An 18,166-nucleotide genomic window follows, 5' to 3' on the forward strand; every position below is an offset into this window, starting at 1 on the left:
ATCAAGAATAACGGCGCCCCGACCGGCGGATTTACAGCTCCAGTCCCGGGTCGCGCTCGCCGTACTTCTCCTCGAGGAAACGGTGATTGGCGCGCAGCTGGGTCTGGCCGACCTCGCCGGCCCTGTCCAGGAGGCCGCGGACCGCCTCCAACAGCAGGTCCAACTCCTCGATCAGGAGGTCCGCCCCGGTCCGGCCGTCCTGCAGCACCGCGGTGTCCGCCGTCGTCGGAGGAAGCCCGAGGTAGGCGTGCACGGCCGAGGGCCCGAAGTCGTCGCGGATCTGGACCACCTCGAACGCGTCCCGCCCGGTGATCCCGCAAGCGGCCAGGTACTGCTGCGCCTGGAGCGTCTGCGTGTCGAGACGCAGGATCCGTTCGCGTGCGGCATCCGGCACGCGCGCGTGACGCGCCAGCGTCTCCAACGCGCTGCTGGGCGCGTTCCCCAGCAACTCCGAGAACGGCCGCGGGACCGTAGGGCCGTACGCCGGTGGGGGCGGGGTCAGATCTCGACCCCGACGGCTCAGGAAACCCATGTCACTCCAGCGACAGGGTCATCGTGGGGTCGGGGATGCCGCTCTCCGGGGAACTGGTGACGCCGGTGCCGACGGCCAGGAACTCCGAGGCGTGCGCACCCCACACGTGTCCGCTGACCTGGGTGTTGACGCCCACGATCCCGTCGGCCCCGAAGCGGTTGGCCTCGTCCTCCATCCGCGTCATGGCCAGCTCGCGCGCGGTGTAGGCGGCCTCGGTGAACTGCGGCATCTCCATGTTGCGTCCGGCCATCCGCATCGACTGGCGGATGCTCTGGTGCGCCACGTGGTAGACGCAGGCGCCGAAGACGAAGGCCCTGGGGAAATGTCCTGCTCGCACCAGCGTGTAGAAATCCTGACCCGACAGGTCCGAGGTGAACGGGCCCCCGTCGCGCAGCTTGTACGCCGGGTTGGGCTCGCGCGCCCGGATGGCCGTGCCCTGGGCGATGAACTCCAGCTCGTCGGTCGCCCACGCGTACCGCTGGATCTGCAGATCGACGCCGACGATCCCGTCGGCGCCCAACGCGTGCGCCTCGCTGCGCATCCGATCGAGCGCGAGGGACCGCGCGTGGTACATCGCCGCCGACAGCACCTCCAGCTCCATCGACTGTCCCCAGTTCTGGAACTGGTAGCCGATGTGGTAGATCGAGGTGCCCATGACGTAGCCGAGCGGCTCGAAGCCGAGCTTGTGCACGAGGACGAACTCGTTGACCGACAGGTCCGAGGTGAACGCGGATCTGTCGCTCTGCTCCCGGGCCGCGAGACGTTGGACCCGATTGCTGGCAGCAGCGGGGATCTGCGGTCCGGCTGCCGGGGGTCCACCCGCCTGAGTGGCACCGGGCAGTGGTGCACCATCACGTCGACCGAAAGCCATTGCACGCTCCTCGCATCGCAGGGGTCTGATCGCCCCGCCCGGACCGTACCCCCGGAAGCTGAGGGTCAGGGGCGTTTCAGCTGGTCGCCGTCTCGACGTCCTCGCTCGGCACGGTGCTCATCTCGGCGTGCTCCCCTGCGGCCCGCCCCTCGGAGCCCGGCACGAGCTTGTGGGCCGCCGTGCTCGCCAGGGCCGCGGCACCTTCGCCGATGCCCTTGGCCCGCTGGGTGACCCGGTCCTTCAACGATGAGGCGTAGACGTCGACGTACTCCTGGCCCGACAGCAGCATCAACTCGTACATGATCTCGTCGGTGATCGAGCGCAGGATGAAGCGGTCGTCCTCCATGCCCTCGTAGCGGGAGAAGTCCATCGGCTGGCCGAACCGCACGTGCGGGTGGGCCATTCGCCCGAAGATCTTGCCGGGAGGCGCGACCTCGTCGGTGCCGATCACGGCCACCGGGATCAGCGGGACCTTGGCCTCCAGCACCATCCGGGCGACGCCGGTCTTGCCCTTGTAGAGACGCCCGTCGGGTGAGCGGGTGCCCTCGGGGTAGATGCCGAAGAGCTCGCCGTTCGCCAGGATCCGCAGGCCGGTGGAGATCGCGCCGGCCGCGGCGCTGCCGCTGCTGCGGTCGATGGGCACCTGACCCGCGCCGGTGAAGAACCAGCGCTGCAGGGTGCCCTTCACGCCGGTGCCGGTGAAGTACTCGGCCTTCGCCACGAAGGTCACCCGCCGGGGAAGGGAGAGCGGCATGAACAGCCAGTCGGCGTACGACAGGTGGTTGCTCGCCAGGATCGCGGCCCCCTCGTCGGGGACGTGGTGAACGCCTTCCACGGAGGGTCGGAAGACACTCTTCAGAAGCGGTCCGACAAGGACCCACTTCAGCAACCAGTAGAACACCTTCGCTGGGCTCCTTCATCGCAAGATAGGCGCCTCGCACAATACGGCACCCACCACACCCCGACGGGCGAAGTGGAAGGATGACCCGATGCAGATCGTCCCCGGCGCGGAGCCGTTCACCCACGACGCCGGGGCGGTGGGCGTGCTGGTGTGTCACGGCTTCACCGGGACGCCGCAGAGCATGCGGTCCCTCGCCGAACGCTTCGCCGCCGAAGGCTTCTCGGTGCGCCTGCCGCGCCTCCCCGGGCACGGCACCACGTGGCAGGAGCTGAACAAGACGCGGTGGACCGACTGGTTCGCCGAGGTCGACGCGGCGTACGCCGAGCTGGCCGCCACCTGCGACCAGGTCTTCGTCGTGGGTCTGTCGATGGGCGGCACCCTCGCGACCCTGGTCGCCGAGACCCACCAGAACGACGTGGCCGGGCTGGTGCTCATCAACCCGGCGTACGTCATGAAGGACAGACGACTGCTCGCCGTACCCGCGCTGCAGCACGTGGTGCCCTCGGTCGCGGCCATCAGCGGCGACATCAAGAAACCGGGCGTCGCCGAGGTGGGCTACGCGCGTACGCCGCTCAAGGCGTTGCGCTCGCAGATGCGGATGTGGGAGCAGGTGACCCGCGACCTGCCGCAGATCACGCAGCCGGTGATCCTCTTCCACTCACCGCAGGATCACGTCGTGCCCCCGGCGTGTTCGGAACTGTTCCTGTCCCGCATCTCCAGCGAGGACGTCACCGATGTGGTGCTGCACGAGAGCTATCACGTCGCGACCCTGGACAACGACGCCGGCCTCATCGAGGATCGTTGCGTCGACTTCATCACGAGAGTTGCGGACCTATGAGCGCACCCGGCAGCGAGAGCCACGACGAGCAGACCGATTACGACGCGCGGTTCGCTGAGATTGTCGCGCAGTTGTCCGGGACCGTCGATCCGGACGCCCTGGCCGAACCCGAGGTCGAGGAGCCCGAACCGCAACCGCCCGCACCCCCCGCTCTGCCCGTGCAGTGGCGGGTGCCGGACTCCGGCGCGGCCAACGACATCCTGGAGGACGACGGCACCTACGAGCCTCCACCCCCCGCGCCGCTGCCCCGCGACGACGTGCAGTTCTGGGCCATCTGGGCCTCGCTGGTCGGCGGGCCGCTGTGGCTGATCTACCTCTTCGCCTTCGAGCGCGACTGCCAGCCCATCTGGTGGGTGCTGGCGTGCCTCGTCTGCATCCTCGGGGTCGTCTTGCTGGTGCTGAGGCAACCCAACAGCCGCGACGACCAGGACCCCTTCGACGACGGCGCCAGACTCTAGTCACCCCACGAGTTGTAGGAACGTGCGCGCTCCATAGGGCGCGCACGTTCCTACAACTCGTGCGGTTCGGCGAGAGCCGTGAGGTCCATGTCCACGTAGACCGGCCGGTGATCGGTGGCCATCCGCAGCTGCAGCGGGTCCAGATCCAGCCGGGGCACCGTCGCGCCCACGGGACCGGAGATAAGCAGTCCGTCGATCGTCTTGCCGGGGGTCCCCGACGGGCTGGTGAGGACGTCGCCGGTCACCTCACGCATCCGCACGGCCAGGTCGCGCCAGGCGCCCTCGCCGTACGTCTCGTTGAGGTCACCGCCGAGCACCGCGGCCGCAGCTCCGATCGCGTCGATGTCGCGCAGGATCTGCTGCACGTGCGGCCCACGCTGTGCCGACCGAAGGCTGAGGTGCACGCTCACCGCCGTGAACGGGAGATGACCGGGCAGGCGCAGGCGCGCCACGGCGTACCCCCGCGGCTCCTCACGCCGCCCGACCGGCAGGTTGCGGTGCTCGCAGGAGAGCAGGTCGAGCCGCAGCGAGCTCAGCAAGGTGGTGCTCATCCGACCGCGCCGTCCGTCGGCCCAGGTCAGTCCCACCTGTTCGGCGAACGCCGCCACCCGATGGCCCGACCCGGGATGCCTCGGCGCCTCCTGCAGCAGCAGGACGTCGGGATCGATCCGACGCACCACCTCCACCAGCGCCTCGCGGTCGTCCTTGAACGCGCGCACGTTGTACGACGCGACGCGCACCGTGTGGGCGTCGCGGGGTTCCGGACGCTCAGTCATCCTCGTCGCCCAGGCGGGCGAGGTCGGCGGCGCCGATCAGACCCGCCTCGTTGCCCAGTTCGGCCTGCACGATGTCCGCCCGCGGGCGGTACCCCCGGCCGGTCAGCGACCGCGCGAACGCCGCCCGTGCGGGATCCAGGAGCAGGTCCCCCGCCGCGCTGACGCCGCCGCCGATCACGAAGAGCCCGGGGTCGAACGCGTTCGCGAGGTTGGCCAGGCCCACCCCGAGCCAGGTGCCTACCTCGGCGAGCAGCTCGGCTGCGGTCGCGTCCCCGCCCTGTGCGGCCTGCGTGATCATCGGCCCGGTGAGCGCGCGAGGGTCCTCCCCCACGCGCTCGGCCAGATCGGCTGCGAGCGGCGAGCCCGCGGCGATCAGCGAACGCGCCTCACGGACCAGCGCGTTGCCACTGGCGTACTGCTCCCAGCACCCCCGGTTGCCGCACTCGCAGCGGTGCCCTCCCGGCACCATCTGCATATGGCCGAACTCGCCGGCGATCCCGAACTCGCCGCGCTGCACCGCCCCCTGGGCGATCACCGCGCCGCCGATGCCGGTGCCGAGGTTGACCATCACGACGTGCGACCGGTCGCGGGCCGCACCGAAGCGCCACTCGGCCCAGCACGCGGCGTTCGCGTCGTTGTCGATGAAGACCGGCACGCTGAGTCGACTGCTCAGGGCGTCGCGCAACGGCTCGTGCCGCCAGGACAGGTGCGGCGCGAAGACCACCGTCGCCCGGTCGGCCGTCACGAATCCGGCAGCGCCCACCCCGACCGCGACCGGCGCCGACCCGTGGTGGGCGTCCAGCAACTCCTCGACGACCTCCACGATCACGTTCTCGACGACGCGAGGGGACGTCGAGCGGTGCGGGGTGTCACGTCGGGCGCGTTGCTGCACCGTGCCGTCTGCCGACACCAAGCCGCCGGAGACCTTGGTGCCGCCGATGTCGATCCCGACGGCGAACTCGTCCTGGGCGAACTCGTCGGAGATCCCCGGATCGTGGGGGTCCTCGCCGTGCCCGGGGCGCGGGCCCACGGGTCCGGCGCTCACCGGTCGCCCGGGTTCACGGCGAGCGCCGCGACGCCGATCACCCCGGCGTCGTTGCCCAGCTCCGCCCGCACGAACGACGCCACGGGCCGGTAGCCGCGCCCGGTGAGTGAGCGTCCGTACGCGCTGCGCATCGGGTCGATCAGCAGCTCACCGGCGTCGGCGACGCCTCCGCCGATCACGAAACCCTCCGGGTCCAGCAGCGAGGCCATCGAGGAGGTGGCCTCACCCAGCCAGTTGCCGACCTGCGCGAGCAGGTCGATCGAGGCGACGTCCCCCTCGAGGGCCGCAGTGGTCACCATCGCGCCGGTCAGCTTGTCGGCGTCGCCGTCGCACAGGTCGGTCAGTCGACGGCCGAACTGGGCACCGCTGCGCACCAGCTCGCGCGCGTCCCGGGTGAGTGCGGTGCCGCTGCCATACGCCTCGACGCAGCCCCGGTTGCCGCACCCGCACAACCGGCCGCCGGGCACCAGCAGCATGTGGCCGAGCTCGCCACCGATGCCGTACGCGCCTCGGAACAGCTTGCCGTTACTCACGATTCCGCCGCCGACGCCAGTGCCCACGGTCACCATCACCATGTGGCCGAGGTCGCGACCGGCGCCGTGCACGAACTCGCCGTACGCCGCCGCGTTGGCGTCGTTCTCGATGATGACCGGCAGGTCGGTGTTGGTCGCGACCCGTTCCTTGAGCGGTTCGTCGCGCCAGGCCAGGTTCGGGGAGAAGAGCACGGTGGTGCCGGCGCGGTCGATGTAACCGGCGCACGCGACGCCCACTGCCGCGACGTCCTCGGTGTGCAGCTCGGCGATGAGTTCCGCGATCGCCGTCGCGATCGCATCCGGCGACTGCGCAGGCGTGGAACGGCGGGCCCGCGCGACGATGCTGCCCTTCTCGTCCACGCGCCCGGCGGCGATCTTCGTCCCGCCGACGTCGATGCCGATGCTGGTGACCATGTCAGTGCCTCTCGGGTGCGGTGGGGTCGTCGTCGCCACGCACCGGGATCGGGATCCCGGTGTCGGCCGGGCGCGGGTCCGGTCGACCGGCCCCGTCCTCGGGGTCGTTCGTGGATGCCTTCGAGGGCGAGGCCTGCGGATCGGAGCCGCGGTCCGCGGCGATCATCTGCAGACTCCCCGCCACCATGGCGAGCACATCGGCGACGCGCACCAGGACCTCGGGCCGCACGGTCTGCATGTACGACGCGATCCGGCACACCGGACACACCCGGCAGATCGCGTCCAGACCGGCGGTCCGTCCACAGTCGCAGGCCATCGAGGCGGGTGCAGCGGTGCCATCTGCCGCAGGTTCGTCGCCGACCGGCTGCGGCGGGGAGTCCTCCCCAGGCTCCTCTGCAACAGGCTCGGATCCGTCCCGATCGCCTGCGTCGCCGGTGCCGCCTACCCCGCCCACCCACGAGGTGAAGGCGTCGGCGAGGCGTGTCGCCTCCGCCACCAGGGCGTCGGCCGCCTCCCCGCCGTCGTCGGCCCGATGGTCATGGTCGGCAGGCTCCCGCTGCCCGGCGGGCGTGTCGTCATCCCTGGTCACGGGCCTCATCCTGCCGCACGGGTGAGAAGCGCACCGTCAGGATGCCGTCGTGCAGCCGAGCGTCCACCGGTCGGCATCGGCGCAGGGCCGTGGGCATGGTGAGGACGCTGCGGTGGCCCTGGGTCTGCAGCACGAGGTCGTCCTGCATCATCGACAGGCGCAGCTCGCGGAAGCGGACACCGGGGAGGGGCATTCGCCAGACGTAGTCCGCACCGTCGTGCTCCCAGGAGATCCCGGCGAGCCGGCCCGTGCGTGCCTGGTCGTCCAGCGCGCCGAGCTGATCGGGGACTCCACGTCCCGTGCGCCACCGTGGCGGATCGTGCGGGCCGCTGCGCGGTCCGCCGACGACCGCGTTCACCGGGGCCCCGCCGAGCGCCATGCCGGCCACGACGCGGCGCACCTTCGCCGACGGCGCCGATCCGGCGATCACGACGGCCGTGCTGCCCTCGCCGATGAGCACCTCGCGCGCCGCGGACGCGTGAACGAGGGCGGCCCGGACCTGATCGGTGACCTGCTCGCCCGGCCATCGCGATCCCAGCGCCGCCGCGAGGAGTGGTCGGGATGTCGTGAGCCACCCCCGGCTGTGCCGGTGCGAGACGTTGCAGGACCCACGGCACGGCCCCGGCCAGGCGCACCAGGTCCACGGCACGAGGGCCGGCATCGACCACGACGACCTCGCCGGGCGGCCGCTCGGCACCGATCGCCCACAGCAGGCGCACGGTCGCGGCCTCGGTCAGGCGGGCGACCTCCGCCGCGAGCCTGGGGTCCAGGCCGACCATGTCGAGCAGCGGCGCCATCGTGCCGTCCGCGTCATCGGCGTCCCGCGGGTCCGCGGTCCGCAGCGGGCCGTCCGCCGGGGCGTCGACCAGGCGGGTCGCGTCGTCGTACGGGTCGGTGCCGAGCAGCAGCACGGATCGGCCGCGGTCGGCGTACGCGCGGGCGAGCGTTGCGGCGTAGGTCGAGCACCCCGTGCCGCCGGGACCGGCGACGAGCACGCACTGCGCACCCATCAGCTCTCGCAGCGCTGCTTCAGCCCGCGCAGTGCCTGGTCGATGATGCTCTTCTCCGCCTTGCGGCGCAGCACGGCGACCACCGGAATGTTGACGTCGACGCACAGTTGGTAGGTCACCTGGGTGCGGTCGCCCGCGGGCTCCAGCTGGTAGCTGCCGTCGAGCGCGCGGATCACCGTGGACTCGACCAGCTCCCAGCTGACCGTGCCGGTGCCGTCCTCAAGGATGTCCCAGTCGTAGGCCAGCACGTAGGTGTCGCGCAGCACGCCGGCGTCCAGCTCGAACCGCACGGTGCGTGCCCACCCGTCGGAGTCCTGCGTCAGCACCTGTGCCCGGGTGACGTTCTCGGCCCACTGGTGGTAGTCGTCGAAGTCGGCGATCACGTCGAGGACCACCGCGGGGTCCGCGGTGATGGTCATGGACGACGAGGTGCTCTGCGACATAGCGCAGACAGTAACGGCCGGTGATGAGTGCTCTCCCCCGCGTCCCGACGGCTGCCCGGTCGGCGCGCCGGTCACCCGACCGTGTGACGCAGGAACGCGGCGTAGGCCGCGCGTAGACCCGTCGTCGTGGCTCCGTCGAAGTCGGCGCCGAACGCATCCGTCGACCCGGACGAAGTCGCGAGCACGAACTGCTTCCAGGCGTTCTCGCCGAACCGGTCGACGAGGAAACTCATGTAGGCGTGCGCGTCCTGGTAGGCCCGTTGCTGCTGGCCACCGGAGAACGCCGCGTCCGGCGGCGGCCCCGCGGGCAGTCGGTCCGCGCGCACGTCGGCCGCGAGGGTGGGGCACGCCGCCCCGAGCGACAGCCCGGTCCAGCGATACGCCGTGTACTCCGCGGACCCCTCGACCACCCACCGCGCAAGTCCGGTGCGCGTCGTCTGCCGCAGCACGACGTGGGTGATCTCGTGAGCGAGGACGACGCGCTGACCCTGCGCAGTCAACCCCTGCATGACCGCCTGGCCGATGACGACCTCGCCGGAGGCGGTCGTGCTCGCGGCCAGGTCGTCGCTCTCGGGCACCCCGCCGCGGAGCCGGGCGAACTGCGCGGCGTTCGCGGCGACCTGCACCCGGACGGTGCCGGCGGCCGCGACCTGCGTCGGCCAGGTGCGGGCGACCCACGTGCGGGCGACCCGCGCCTCGGCCAGCACCTGCGCGAGCTGCGTCGTCCCGACCGACCCGGAGACCTGCAGGCCGGCGGTGCTCAGGACGACGGTGCCGGTCGCGGCGGAGGGCGCCGAGGACCTAGAGGACGTGGCCGACCGGGAGGAAACGGACCCGGTCGACGTGTGCACCCCGCCGCCCGGCCCCGAACCGTCGCATCCACCGAGGAGCATCGCGGCCAGCACCACGCCCGCCGCCGCCCCTGCCCGTCGGGCGCCCCCCTCGGTGGCTCGGGTGCGCTGTCCTCGCCCGATCGTCCGCACCCTGAGAGCCTAGGTGTGACTCAGCCCGTCACCCGCAGGGCGCGACCCGGCTCGCGCACCGCCCTGGCCGCGTACGCGTCGGCCGGGCTGACCAGACCGGCCGCCACCAGCACCTCCAGCCCGCGGCGCTCCTGCTCGTCGGGCGCGAGATCGGCGTCGGCATCATGGGCGTCCGTGCGCGGGACCGGCATCTGCAGCAGCACGGTCACCATGCAGTCCGCGCAGTGGCGGTCACGGGCCGGGCAGCTTCGACATTCGATGTGCATCTCGGGACTCCTTCCTGTCGTCCTGTGCGCAGACGCTAGGTGCCGGGTCCGACAACCCCTTCCGACGGCGTGGCGGACGGGTGGGTGTCGGTGCACCCACCTAGCGTCCGTCGTATGCCGACCGCACACGCCATCCAGGCGACCTTCGACGATCTGGGCACACCGCTGTCCGGGGTCACCTTCGTCGTGGTCGACCTCGAGACGACCGGTGGCAACCCGCGATCCAACAGGATCACCGAGATCGGCGCGGTCAAGGTGCGCGGCGGCGAGGTGCTGGGCGAGTTCCAGACGCTGGTCAACCCCGGCGGTCCCATCCCGGCATTCATCTCCGTGCTCACCGGCATCACCGACTCGATGGTCGCTAGCGCACCGGGTATCGCCGCCGCGCTGCCGGCCTTCCTGGAGTTCGCGGCCGGCAGCGTGCTGGTGGCGCACAACGCACCCTTCGACATCGGCTTCCTGCGCGCCAACTGCGCCGAACTCGGCCACCCCTGGCCCGGGCACCAGGTGATCGACACCGTCCACCTCGCGCGCCAGCTGGTGAGCCGCGACGAGGTGCCCAACCGCAAGCTCGGCTCCCTGGCGCAGCTCTTCGGGGCCACCATCACCCCCGACCACCGCGCGTTGCACGACGCCCAGGCCACCGTCGACGTGCTGCACGCCCTGCTCGGGCGGGTCGGCAATCTGGGGGTGCACACCCTGGAGGAGCTCGCGTCCTACACCAGCCGGGTCCGCCCGGAGCAGCGACGTAAGCGCTACCTGGCCGACGACCTGCCCCGGGCGCCGGGTGTCTACATCTTCAAGGACGACCGTGCGCGGGTGCTCTACGTCGGCACCTCCGTCGACATCCAGCGCCGGGTCCGCAGCTACTTCACGGCGAGCGAGCATCGTTCACGGATGGCGCAGATGGTGGGGCTCGCGACCAGCGTCACCCCGATCGTGTGCGCCACGGTGCTCGAGGCCCAGGTGCGCGAGTTGCGGCTGATCGCCGAGCACAAGCCGCGGTTCAACAGGCGGTCGCGCCACCCGGAGAAGGGTGTGTGGCTGAAGCTCACTGTCGAGACCTTCCCCCGGCTCTCGGTGGTGCGCGAGACGCGTGACGACGGCGCCGAGTACGCCGGACCGTTCGGCTCGCGCGCGATGGCCGAGATGGCGGCGGCCGCCGTGCACGAGGTGGTGCCCCTGCGGCAATGCACGAAGCGGTTGTCCGCGACGACCACCTCCTCGTCCTGCGCGCTCGCCGAGATGGGCCGGTGCGGAGCGCCGTGCACGGGTCAGCAGAGCCCGCAGGACTACGCCCAGGTCGCCGCGCGCGTGGCGGAGGCCATCGGTGGCGATGCCCGGCCGCTGGTCGACGATCTGCACGAGCGGATGCGCCGACTGTGCGAGAGCGAGCGCTTCGAGGAGGCAGCCACGGTGCGCGACCGGATGCTGGCCCTGGTCCGCGCCGCCGACCGCGCTCAGCGGATGGCGCCGTTGACTGCGAGCCCCGAGGTCGTGGCGGCACGCCCAGGTGCCGTCGGCGGGTGGGAGTTCGTGTGCGTGCGCTACGGCAAGCTCGCCGGCACCACGCTCAGTCCGCCCGGTGCCGACCCGCGTCCCTACATCGACGCCCTGGTCGACTCCGCCGAGGTGGTGGCCCGCCCTGTCGGGCGCGCACCGGCGACCCATCCGGAGGAGACGGAGAAGATCCTGCGCTGGCTGGAGACCCCGCAGGTGCGGATGGTGCGGATCGAGGGTGAGTGGAGCTGCCCGGTGCACGGCGCCGGTGAGGTCCGCGAGCAGCTCGAACCGCTGATGAGCCGCGTCGACAACGGTTTCGAGACCTCTGCGACGGCCTGAGTTCTAAGCTGTCCCGGTGATCTCCGCCATCGTCATGATCAAGGCCGACATCCAGCAGATTCCGGAGGTGGCCGAGGCGGTCGTGGAGATCGAGGGCGTGAGCGAGGTCTACTCCACGACCGGCGACGTCGACCTCATCGCCGTCGTCCGGGTGGCGCGCCACGAGGACCTGGCCGATGTCATCGCCGACAAGATCAACAAGATCCCCGGGATGCGCGAGTCGCAGACCCACATCGCGTTCCGCACCTACTCCAGCGGTGACCTCGGGGCCGGCTTCTCCATCGGCCTCGACGACTGAGCCCTGCCCCTAACCGGCCCGATCCTTCACTCGGCAGTCAGGCTCGACGGGTCGCCGCCACCCACTGGTCGAGCGATCGGGCGGCCGCACCGTCGTCGATGGCGGTCCGCGCCCTCGCGACACCCGCGCCGAGCGCCTCACCGAACGATGCGTGCGCGCCGAAACGACCCGACCCGTCCTCGTCGGCGACGGCCAGCGCGATGCCCGCATTGAGCACCACGGCGTCCCGCACGGGCCCCGTCGCCCCGGCGAGCACCTCGCGGACCACGCCCGCGTTGTGCACGGCATCGCCACCGCGCAGCGCGTCCGCGCCCGCCGGTGCGATCCCGACCTCAGCCGGGTCGACCCGGTGCTGGGAGATCTCGCCGTCGCGCACCCACCGCACGCTCGAGGTGGTGGCGACGCTCAACTCGTCCAGCCCGTCGTCACCCCGGAAGACCGCAGCGGCGCTTCCGCGTTCGGCGAACACCCCGGCGATCAGATCGGCCACCCGCGGGTCCGCGGCGCCCACGGCGGAGTACCGCGGCCTGGCCGGGTTGGTCAGCGGTCCGAGGATGTTGAACGCCGTCGGGATCCCCAGTTCGCGACGAGGGACCGCCGCGTAGCGCATCGAGGGATGGAAGGTCTGCGAGAAGCAGAAGGTGATGCCGACCTCGGTGGCGATCGGTCCGATCCGGTCCGCCGGCAGATCCAGGGCGATGCCGAGCGCCTCCAGGACGTCGGCGGCGCCCGAAGAGGAGGAGGAGGCTCGATTCCCGTGCTTGACGACCCGAGCGCCCGCGCCGGCACTCACGATCGCCGCCATCGTGGAGATGTTGACGGTGTGGGCACCATCACCGCCGGTGCCGACGATGTCCAGGGTCGGGCCATGCACGCTGATCGGCACGGCGAAACGCCGCATCGTGTCGGCGAGGCCTCGGACCTCGCCGACCGTCTCGCCCTTGGCCCGCAGCGCGACCAGGAAACCGGCGACCTGCGCGGATGAGGCCTGCCCCGACATCACCTGGTCCATCGCCCACGATGTGTCGTCGGCGGTGAGGTCACCGCCCTGGAGCAGCGCCCCCAGCAGACGCGACCAGCTGCGGGCGGACGCGCCGGACATCACTACTGGCCGGTGGGCGCGGCGAGTTGCTCGCGATCGCTGTGTCGGCGCGCGACTTCGGCGATCGTGGAGCTGAGGATGAGCGGGTCGATCGGGTGGGGCACCGCGGCGTCCGCCTGCGACCACGACGCCAGCCAGCCGTCGGAGGGCCGGCCCGTGAGCACGATGATCGGGGGGCAGTCGAAGATCTCGTTCTTGAGCTGCTTGGACAGGCCCATCCCGCCTACCGGCGTCGCCTCACCGTCGAGGATCAACAGGTCGAGGTCCTCGTTGTCCGCTGCCTCGATCACGGCCGCCGCCGTCGCGCACTCACGCCATGAGCCGATCTGCACATCCTTGGCCGGGCGCTTGCCGACTCCGATACGGACGGCGTCGCGCGTGGCGATGTCGTCGCTGTAGAGCAGCACCTTCAGGGTTCGGGGCGTGTCGGCCATGCCGAGGATGCTACCCATCGCGTCCGGTCGGTCGAACAGACACCGACGACGCCGGAACCTCCCGGGCATGCGGATCGTTGACCGCTTCGAACGCCGAGCCGCCGCAACGCCGTACGCGGAGTGTGCGCCCACCGGGCCGCCACTCCGGGCGACGTCATTGCGCGAGTCCCCGCGAGATGGTCACGAGATGGCCTCGCGGCGGGGGTCGGCCGTGCCCCTCGTCGGTGGATGGGGCCATAATGTTCGGGTGGCCACCACAACGACCGCTACCACCAGCGACCACGGGATTCCGACCGGGCACGGCCCGGTCACGCGTCCCAATCTGACTGCCGTCGGCACGATGGTCTGGCTGTCCAGCGAACTGATGTTCTTCGCCGGGCTGTTCGCCATGTACTTCACGATCAGGTCGGTCGCTCACCCGCTGTGGGCGGACCGCACCAGTCACCTCAACGTGCCGTACGCCGCGGTCAACACAGCGATCCTGGTGATCTCCTCGGTGTGGTGCCAGCTCGGCGTCTTCAAGGCGGAGGCAGGCATCCCGTCCCGCACCGGCAAGCTGCTGCAACCGGGCCTGTGGGGAATGCGCGAGTGGTACGTGCTGACCTACATCTTCGGCGCGCTGTTCGTCAGCGGCCAGATGATGGAGTACTCCAACCTCTTCGCCGAGGGCATCAGTCTCAACTCCGACTCCTACGGGTCGATGTTCTATCTGACGACCGGCTTCCACGCGCTGCACGTCACCGGCGGGCTCATCGCCTTCCTGTTGATCATCGGCCGCACGTTCACCAGCCGGAACTACACCCACCACCAGGCCACCGGCGCCATCGTGACGTCGTACTACTGGCACTTCGTCGATGTGGTGTGGGTCGCCCTGTTCGCGACCATCTACCTGCTGCAGTGACCCCCTTGCCTGACTGTTCCGACTCCCTCCCCGACGACAGGATCTGCGCCTCGTGAGTTCGCTCGCCGCACACCGTAGGCACCCGGCATCGATCGTGCTGGTGCTTCTCCTCGGCCTGGTGATCACCGGTAGCCTCTATGCGCTCCTGGCGCCCAGCAGCGCCGGTGCCGCCGCCGCGTCCAGTTCCGACCTGAAGTCGGGCAAGGCGCTGTTCCTCGCGAACTGCGCGACCTGCCACGGCGTCAACGCCAACGGCCGCGCCAACAACCCCTCGTTGGTCGGCGTGGGCGCCGCAGCTGTCGACTTCCAGGTGAGCAGTGGCCGGATGCCGCTGTCCAACCCCTCGGTGCAGGCCGCGCGCAACAGCAGCAACGTGCAGTTCACCTCCCAGCAGATCAGCCAACTCGCGGCGTACGTCGCCTCCCTCGGCGCCGGCCCGGCGATCCCCTCCAGCAAGTACACGAGCCTCGGCGGCAACATCGCCACTGGCGGTGAGTTGTTCCGGGTCAACTGCGCCATGTGCCACAACTTCGCAGGCTCCGGCGGTGCCCTCACCCGCGGCAAGTACGCGCCGAATCTGGCTCCGGCCACCGGACGCCAGATCTACGAGGCGATGCTCACCGGCCCCCAGTCGATGCCGGTCTTCAACGACACCAACCTGTCGCCGCAGGACAAGAAGGACATCATCGCCTACCTCAAGAACGTCAAGAACGAGCCGAGTCAGGGTGGCCACACGTTGGGCAACCTCGGGCCGGTGACCGAAGGCATGTTCGCCTGGACCATCGGCATCGGCCTGCTCATCGGCGCCGCGGTCTGGCTGGGACGGAAGGCAGCCTGATGACAACGTCGTTCACCGGACCGGAGCGCCACGACCACTCCGAGCACCAGCCCGAGCCGGGCGAGGTCGCTCGCGGTGGCCACGGATCGGACCTGATCAACCTGGGCGACGGGCACCACGAGGGCGGCGGCCAGCTGCTCGAACGGTTCGAGAACCCCGGGCTGCCGGAGCACGTGCACCGCCTCGGCGACGATGACCCGGCCGCCGCGAGGCGCTCGGAGCGTCAGGTGGCCAGTCTTTTCGCCGTCTCGATGGTGGCCACCCTGCTCTTCGTCATCTCCTACATCGTCGTCGGCAAGGGCGCCATCGTCACGCTGCCGCTCATCGGACCGACCAAGGCGCTGCACGTCTCACTCGGCGTGACACTCGGGATCTCTCTGCTGTGCATCGGCCTGGGTGCCGTGCACTGGGCGAAGACCCTGATGTCCGACACCGAGGTCGTGGAGGAACGCCACACGCTGCGCTCCCCCGACGAGGACCGGGAGGGCACGGTCCAGATCCTGACCGACGCTGCCGAGTCGACGCAGATCACCCGGCGGCCGCTGATCAAGTACTCCCTCGGCGGCGCGCTCGGCCTGTTCGTGGTGCCGCTAGGTCTGCAGCTCGTGGGCTCCCTCGGCCCGTTGCCGCACGACAACCTCGGCGTCACGCTTTGGGACCGCAAGCTGAACGGCAAGGGTCGTCGGCTCATGCGCGATCCGGAGAACACCCCGATCCGCCTGTCCGACGTCACCCTCGGCAGCGTCTTCCACGTGCTGCCCGAGGGCATCGACGACGTACAGAACCCGCAGGACGCCAAGGTCAAGGCCGCGGTCCTTCTCGTCAGCATGCAGGAAAGCGACATCAAGAACGCCAAGGAAGCCAGTTGGGGCATCCAGGGCGTCGTCGCGTACTCAAAGATCTGCACACACGTCGGCTGCCCCGTCGGCCTCTACGAACACACCACGCACCACCTGCTCTGCCCCTGCCATCAGTCGACGTTCGACATGACCAACGACTGTGAGGTCATCTTCGGCCCGGCCAAGCGCCGTCTACCCCAGCTGAAGATCTCGGTGAACGACGCGGGTTACCTCGTCGCTGACCAAGGATTCCAAGAGCCCGTCGGGCCTAGCTTCTGGGAGCGCGCATGACCTCCGACATGCACACAGGTCGACCCGCCGACGCACTGCGCGGCGACGACGAGACATCGTCCGCGCCCAAGAAGAAGGGCGGAGGTGCGGTCGGCGGCGTCGCCAACTGGATGGACGAGCGGACCGGCGGTGCCAAGGGCATCCGCTACCTGATGAACAAGGTCTTCCCGGATCACTGGTCGTTCATGCTCGGCGAGGTCGCGATGTACTCGCTGATCATCCTGCTGATCACCGGTACGTTCCTCACCTTCTGGTACGTGCCGAGCATGGGCGAGACCGTCTACCACGGCTCCTACACCCCGCTGCAGGGCCAGCAGATGAGCGAGGCCTATAAGTCCACCGTCGACATCTCGATGGACATCCGTGGTGGGTTGCTGATCCGGCAGATCCACCACTGGGCGGCGTTGCTCTTCCTCGTCGCCATCATGCTGCACATGTTCCGGGTGTTCTTCACCGGCGCGTTCCGCAAGCCACGTGAGATCAACTGGGTCATCGGCGTCGTGCTCTTCATGCTCGCCACGATCGAGGGTTTCGCCGGCTACTCGCTGCCCGACGACCTGCTGTCCGGTACCGGCATCCGTGCCGCCCAGGGGTTCATGCTCTCGATCCCGGTGATCGGCAGCTACGTCGCGTACTTCGTCTTCGGGGGTGCGTTCCCCGGCACCGAGATCATCCCGCGCCTGTTCACGGTGCACGTCCTGTTGCTGCCTGCGATCATCATGGGTCTTTTCGCCGCGCACATGATCCTGCTGATCGTGCACAAGCACACCCAGTTCCCCGGCCCCGGCCGCACCGACAACAACGTCGTCGGCTTCAAGCTGATGCCGGTCTACACCGCCAAGGCGGGCGGCTTCTTCTTCATCGTCTTCGGTATCACAGCGCTGATCTCCGGGCTCGTCACGATCAACCCGATCTGGATGTACGGGCCCTACGAACCGACCATGGTCACTGCGGGTGCTCAGCCCGACTGGTACATGGGCTTCGCCGACGGTGCTCTACGCATGTCGCCGGGGTGGTGGGAATTCACCCTGCTGGGTCACACCTTCAGCCTGAACGTGATGATCGGCGCCATCCTGCTGATCCCGGTGATCTTCACGGCGTTGGGTGCCTACCCGTTCCTCGAGGCCTGGGTCACCGGTGACAAGCGCGAGCACCACCTGCTCGACCGCCCGCGCAACGCACCGACCCGTACGGCGATCGGCATGGGCTCCATCGCGTTCTACTTCGTGCTCTTCGTGGCCTCCGGCAACGACATCATGGCGATCACCCTGCATCTGTCGATCAACGACATCACGCACGTCATGCAGGCATCGATCTTCATCCTTCCGCCATTGGTCTTCTGGATCACCAAGCGGTTGTGCATGTCGTTGCAGCGGGCCGATCGAGACCTGGTGCTGCACGGCAAGGAGTCCGGTCGCCTCGTTCGCACCGCGGAGGGTCGCTTCTTCGAGGCCCACACCCCGCTGTCGGACTACGACCGCTGGCGCCTGGTGTCCTACGAGACGCACCGTCCCATCGCGGCTCCCACGGAGGCTGACGCCAACGGCGTGAGCCGCCGGCAGATCGCCAAGGACAAGGCACGGGCCCGGTTGTCGCACTTCTACTTCAGCGACCGCATCGAGGCCGTCACTCCCGCCGAGTTGGCTGCCGCACACCACGACGGTCAGGCGCACGAGTCGATCGAGGCGACCGAGTCCGGCGACCGGCCGGAGCTCGAAGCCGACGAGTTCGAGCAGCACATGCACGGCGGCGCCGAGGAACTGTCCTCCGGGCACGCCTACTCCCACCCGCAGGACCAGGAACCGTCCTGACCCTGCCCTAAGGGTGACTTCGCCCGATACGGCTGCTGCCGATGTGCTCCGGAGCACATCGGCAGCAGTCGTTTGTGGTGCCACCCGAACAGGGACCGATGGCCGCCTGACTGGTCGGCGAGGCAAGCAAGATGCTCCGGCCGGCGTACAC

21 protein-coding genes are annotated in these 18,166 nt (G+C 69.9%); 8 read left to right on the forward strand and 13 right to left on the reverse strand.

The window, feature by feature from the left end; all coding sequences use genetic code 11:
* Positions 1-31 precede the first annotated feature (31 nt).
* The 3 genes from HNR15_RS10060 to HNR15_RS10070 all read right to left on the reverse strand — a co-directional run bounded on the left by HNR15_RS10060 (position 32) and on the right by HNR15_RS10070 (position 2,238).
* On the reverse strand, positions 32-532 hold the full coding sequence (locus tag HNR15_RS10060) for a hypothetical protein (RefSeq protein ID WP_179481376.1): 501 nt from the start codon (positions 530-532) through the stop codon (positions 32-34).
* 1 nt (position 533) lies between these two features.
* Positions 534-1,403: a heavy metal-binding domain-containing protein gene (locus tag HNR15_RS10065; protein WP_179481378.1), complete on the reverse strand. Its 870-nt coding sequence runs from the start codon at positions 1,401-1,403 to the stop codon at positions 534-536.
* 76 nt (positions 1,404-1,479) lie between these two features.
* Positions 1,480-2,238, reverse strand: a complete 759-nt coding sequence (locus HNR15_RS10070) for a lysophospholipid acyltransferase family protein (protein WP_343048501.1) — start codon at positions 2,236-2,238, stop codon at positions 1,480-1,482.
* Between the two features lie 154 nt (positions 2,239-2,392).
* Here HNR15_RS10070 and HNR15_RS10075 point away from each other — a divergent pair, with 154 nt between their 5' ends.
* Both HNR15_RS10075 and HNR15_RS10080 read left to right on the forward strand, forming a co-directional pair.
* Positions 2,393-3,142 (forward strand): alpha/beta hydrolase, encoded by a 750-nt coding sequence (locus HNR15_RS10075; protein ID WP_179481382.1) that lies wholly within the window; start codon positions 2,393-2,395, stop codon positions 3,140-3,142.
* Positions 3,139-3,600 (forward strand): hypothetical protein, encoded by a 462-nt coding sequence (locus tag HNR15_RS10080; protein ID WP_179481384.1) that lies wholly within the window; start codon positions 3,139-3,141, stop codon positions 3,598-3,600. The genes HNR15_RS10075 and HNR15_RS10080 overlap by 4 nt, the downstream gene beginning before the upstream one ends.
* 50 nt (positions 3,601-3,650) lie before the next feature.
* On the opposite strand, the gene HNR15_RS10085 is transcribed toward HNR15_RS10080, so the two are convergent.
* The 8 genes from HNR15_RS10085 to HNR15_RS10120 form a co-directional block, all read right to left on the reverse strand.
* Entirely contained in the window at positions 3,651-4,376 is a 726-nt protein-coding gene (locus tag HNR15_RS10085) for an endonuclease/exonuclease/phosphatase family protein (RefSeq protein ID WP_179481386.1), read from the reverse strand.
* Positions 4,369-5,361, reverse strand: coding sequence for an ROK family glucokinase (locus tag HNR15_RS10090; RefSeq protein ID WP_179483708.1), 993 nt, complete (start codon positions 5,359-5,361; stop codon positions 4,369-4,371). The genes HNR15_RS10085 and HNR15_RS10090 overlap by 8 nt, the downstream gene beginning before the upstream one ends.
* Positions 5,362-5,417: 56 nt before the next feature.
* Positions 5,418-6,368, reverse strand: a complete 951-nt coding sequence (locus HNR15_RS10095) for an ROK family glucokinase (protein WP_179481388.1) — start codon at positions 6,366-6,368, stop codon at positions 5,418-5,420.
* 1 nt (position 6,369) lies between these two features.
* Positions 6,370-6,957, reverse strand: coding sequence for a hypothetical protein (locus HNR15_RS10100; protein WP_179481390.1), 588 nt, complete (start codon positions 6,955-6,957; stop codon positions 6,370-6,372).
* On the reverse strand, positions 6,944-7,618 hold the full coding sequence (locus tag HNR15_RS10105; protein ID WP_179481392.1) for an ArsA family ATPase: 675 nt from the start codon (positions 7,616-7,618) through the stop codon (positions 6,944-6,946). The genes HNR15_RS10100 and HNR15_RS10105 overlap by 14 nt, the downstream gene beginning before the upstream one ends.
* A gap of 348 nt (positions 7,619-7,966) precedes the next feature.
* On the reverse strand, positions 7,967-8,410 hold the full coding sequence (locus tag HNR15_RS10110; protein ID WP_179481394.1) for an SRPBCC family protein: 444 nt from the start codon (positions 8,408-8,410) through the stop codon (positions 7,967-7,969).
* A 71-nt stretch (positions 8,411-8,481) separates the two neighbouring features.
* Positions 8,482-9,393 carry a hypothetical protein gene (locus HNR15_RS10115; RefSeq protein ID WP_179481396.1) on the reverse strand — a complete coding sequence of 304 codons (912 nt, stop codon included), beginning with the start codon at positions 9,391-9,393 and terminating at the stop codon, positions 8,482-8,484.
* Between the two features lie 20 nt (positions 9,394-9,413).
* Positions 9,414-9,659 (reverse strand): hypothetical protein, encoded by a 246-nt coding sequence (locus tag HNR15_RS10120; protein ID WP_179481398.1) that lies wholly within the window; start codon positions 9,657-9,659, stop codon positions 9,414-9,416.
* Between the two features lie 114 nt (positions 9,660-9,773).
* Between HNR15_RS10120 and HNR15_RS10125 the strand changes: the two genes are divergently transcribed.
* Together HNR15_RS10125 and HNR15_RS10130 are read left to right on the forward strand one after the other, a co-directional pair.
* On the forward strand, positions 9,774-11,501 hold the full coding sequence (locus tag HNR15_RS10125) for a DEDD exonuclease domain-containing protein (protein WP_179481400.1): 1,728 nt from the start codon (positions 9,774-9,776) through the stop codon (positions 11,499-11,501).
* Between the two features lie 16 nt (positions 11,502-11,517).
* Positions 11,518-11,799, forward strand: coding sequence for an Lrp/AsnC ligand binding domain-containing protein (locus HNR15_RS10130; protein ID WP_179481402.1), 282 nt, complete (start codon positions 11,518-11,520; stop codon positions 11,797-11,799).
* Positions 11,800-11,836: 37 nt separating this feature from the next.
* On the opposite strand, the gene trpD is transcribed toward HNR15_RS10130, so the two are convergent.
* Together trpD and HNR15_RS10140 are read right to left on the reverse strand one after the other, a co-directional pair.
* Complete coding sequence (gene trpD / locus HNR15_RS10135) at positions 11,837-12,901, reverse strand: anthranilate phosphoribosyltransferase (protein WP_179481404.1); 1,065 nt, start codon at positions 12,899-12,901, stop codon at positions 11,837-11,839.
* A 2-nt stretch (positions 12,902-12,903) separates the two neighbouring features.
* Positions 12,904-13,335 (reverse strand): hypothetical protein, encoded by a 432-nt coding sequence (locus HNR15_RS10140; protein ID WP_343048502.1) that lies wholly within the window; start codon positions 13,333-13,335, stop codon positions 12,904-12,906.
* 247 nt (positions 13,336-13,582) lie between these two features.
* On the opposite strand from HNR15_RS10140, the gene ctaE reads away from it, so the two are divergent.
* Genes ctaE through qcrB form a run of 4 tightly spaced genes read left to right on the forward strand, consistent with a single transcriptional unit; the run spans position 13,583 to position 18,015 of the window.
* Complete coding sequence (gene ctaE / locus HNR15_RS10145; protein WP_370639603.1) at positions 13,583-14,236, forward strand: aa3-type cytochrome oxidase subunit III; 654 nt, start codon at positions 13,583-13,585, stop codon at positions 14,234-14,236.
* Positions 14,237-14,288: 52 nt separating this feature from the next.
* Positions 14,289-15,074: a cytochrome bc1 complex diheme cytochrome c subunit gene (gene qcrC / locus HNR15_RS10150; protein WP_179481410.1), complete on the forward strand. Its 786-nt coding sequence runs from the start codon at positions 14,289-14,291 to the stop codon at positions 15,072-15,074.
* Complete coding sequence (qcrA, locus tag HNR15_RS10155) at positions 15,074-16,204, forward strand: cytochrome bc1 complex Rieske iron-sulfur subunit (protein ID WP_179481412.1); 1,131 nt, start codon at positions 15,074-15,076, stop codon at positions 16,202-16,204. The genes qcrC and qcrA overlap by 1 nt, the downstream gene beginning before the upstream one ends.
* Positions 16,201-18,015, forward strand: a complete 1,815-nt coding sequence (gene qcrB, locus HNR15_RS10160; protein WP_179481414.1) for a cytochrome bc1 complex cytochrome b subunit — start codon at positions 16,201-16,203, stop codon at positions 18,013-18,015. The genes qcrA and qcrB overlap by 4 nt, the downstream gene beginning before the upstream one ends.
* Positions 18,016-18,166 lie beyond the last annotated feature (151 nt).

It is taken from the genome of Allobranchiibius huperziae, assembly GCF_013410455.1.
In the GTDB taxonomy this organism is placed as follows: Bacteria; Actinomycetota; Actinomycetes; order Actinomycetales; family Dermatophilaceae; genus Allobranchiibius; species Allobranchiibius huperziae.

Bases quoted from the DNA above. Each gene is read 5' to 3' on its own strand.
- HNR15_RS10060 (WP_179481376.1), bottom strand. From the start codon at position 532: ATGGGTTTCCTGAGCCGTCGGGGTCGAGATCTGACCCCGCCCCCACCG.
- HNR15_RS10065 (WP_179481378.1), bottom strand. From the start codon at position 1,403: ATGGCTTTCGGTCGACGTGATGGTGCACCACTGCCCGGTGCCACTCAG.
- HNR15_RS10075 (WP_179481382.1), top strand. From the start codon at position 2,393: ATGCAGATCGTCCCCGGCGCGGAGCCGTTCACCCACGACGCCGGGGCG.
- HNR15_RS10080 (WP_179481384.1), top strand. From the start codon at position 3,139: ATGAGCGCACCCGGCAGCGAGAGCCACGACGAGCAGACCGATTACGAC.
- HNR15_RS10085 (WP_179481386.1), bottom strand. From the start codon at position 4,376: ATGACTGAGCGTCCGGAACCCCGCGACGCCCACACGGTGCGCGTCGCG.
- HNR15_RS10095 (WP_179481388.1), bottom strand. From the start codon at position 6,368: ATGGTCACCAGCATCGGCATCGACGTCGGCGGGACGAAGATCGCCGCC.
- HNR15_RS10105 (WP_179481392.1), bottom strand. From the start codon at position 7,618: ATGCCGGCCCTCGTGCCGTGGACCTGGTGCGCCTGGCCGGGGCCGTGC.
- HNR15_RS10110 (WP_179481394.1), bottom strand. From the start codon at position 8,410: ATGTCGCAGAGCACCTCGTCGTCCATGACCATCACCGCGGACCCCGCG.
- HNR15_RS10120 (WP_179481398.1), bottom strand. From the start codon at position 9,659: ATGCACATCGAATGTCGAAGCTGCCCGGCCCGTGACCGCCACTGCGCG.
- HNR15_RS10125 (WP_179481400.1), top strand. From the start codon at position 9,774: ATGCCGACCGCACACGCCATCCAGGCGACCTTCGACGATCTGGGCACA.
- trpD (WP_179481404.1), bottom strand. From the start codon at position 12,901: ATGTCCGGCGCGTCCGCCCGCAGCTGGTCGCGTCTGCTGGGGGCGCTG.
- HNR15_RS10140 (WP_343048502.1), bottom strand. From the start codon at position 13,335: ATGGCCGACACGCCCCGAACCCTGAAGGTGCTGCTCTACAGCGACGAC.
- qcrA (WP_179481412.1), top strand. From the start codon at position 15,074: ATGACAACGTCGTTCACCGGACCGGAGCGCCACGACCACTCCGAGCAC.
- qcrB (WP_179481414.1), top strand. From the start codon at position 16,201: ATGACCTCCGACATGCACACAGGTCGACCCGCCGACGCACTGCGCGGC.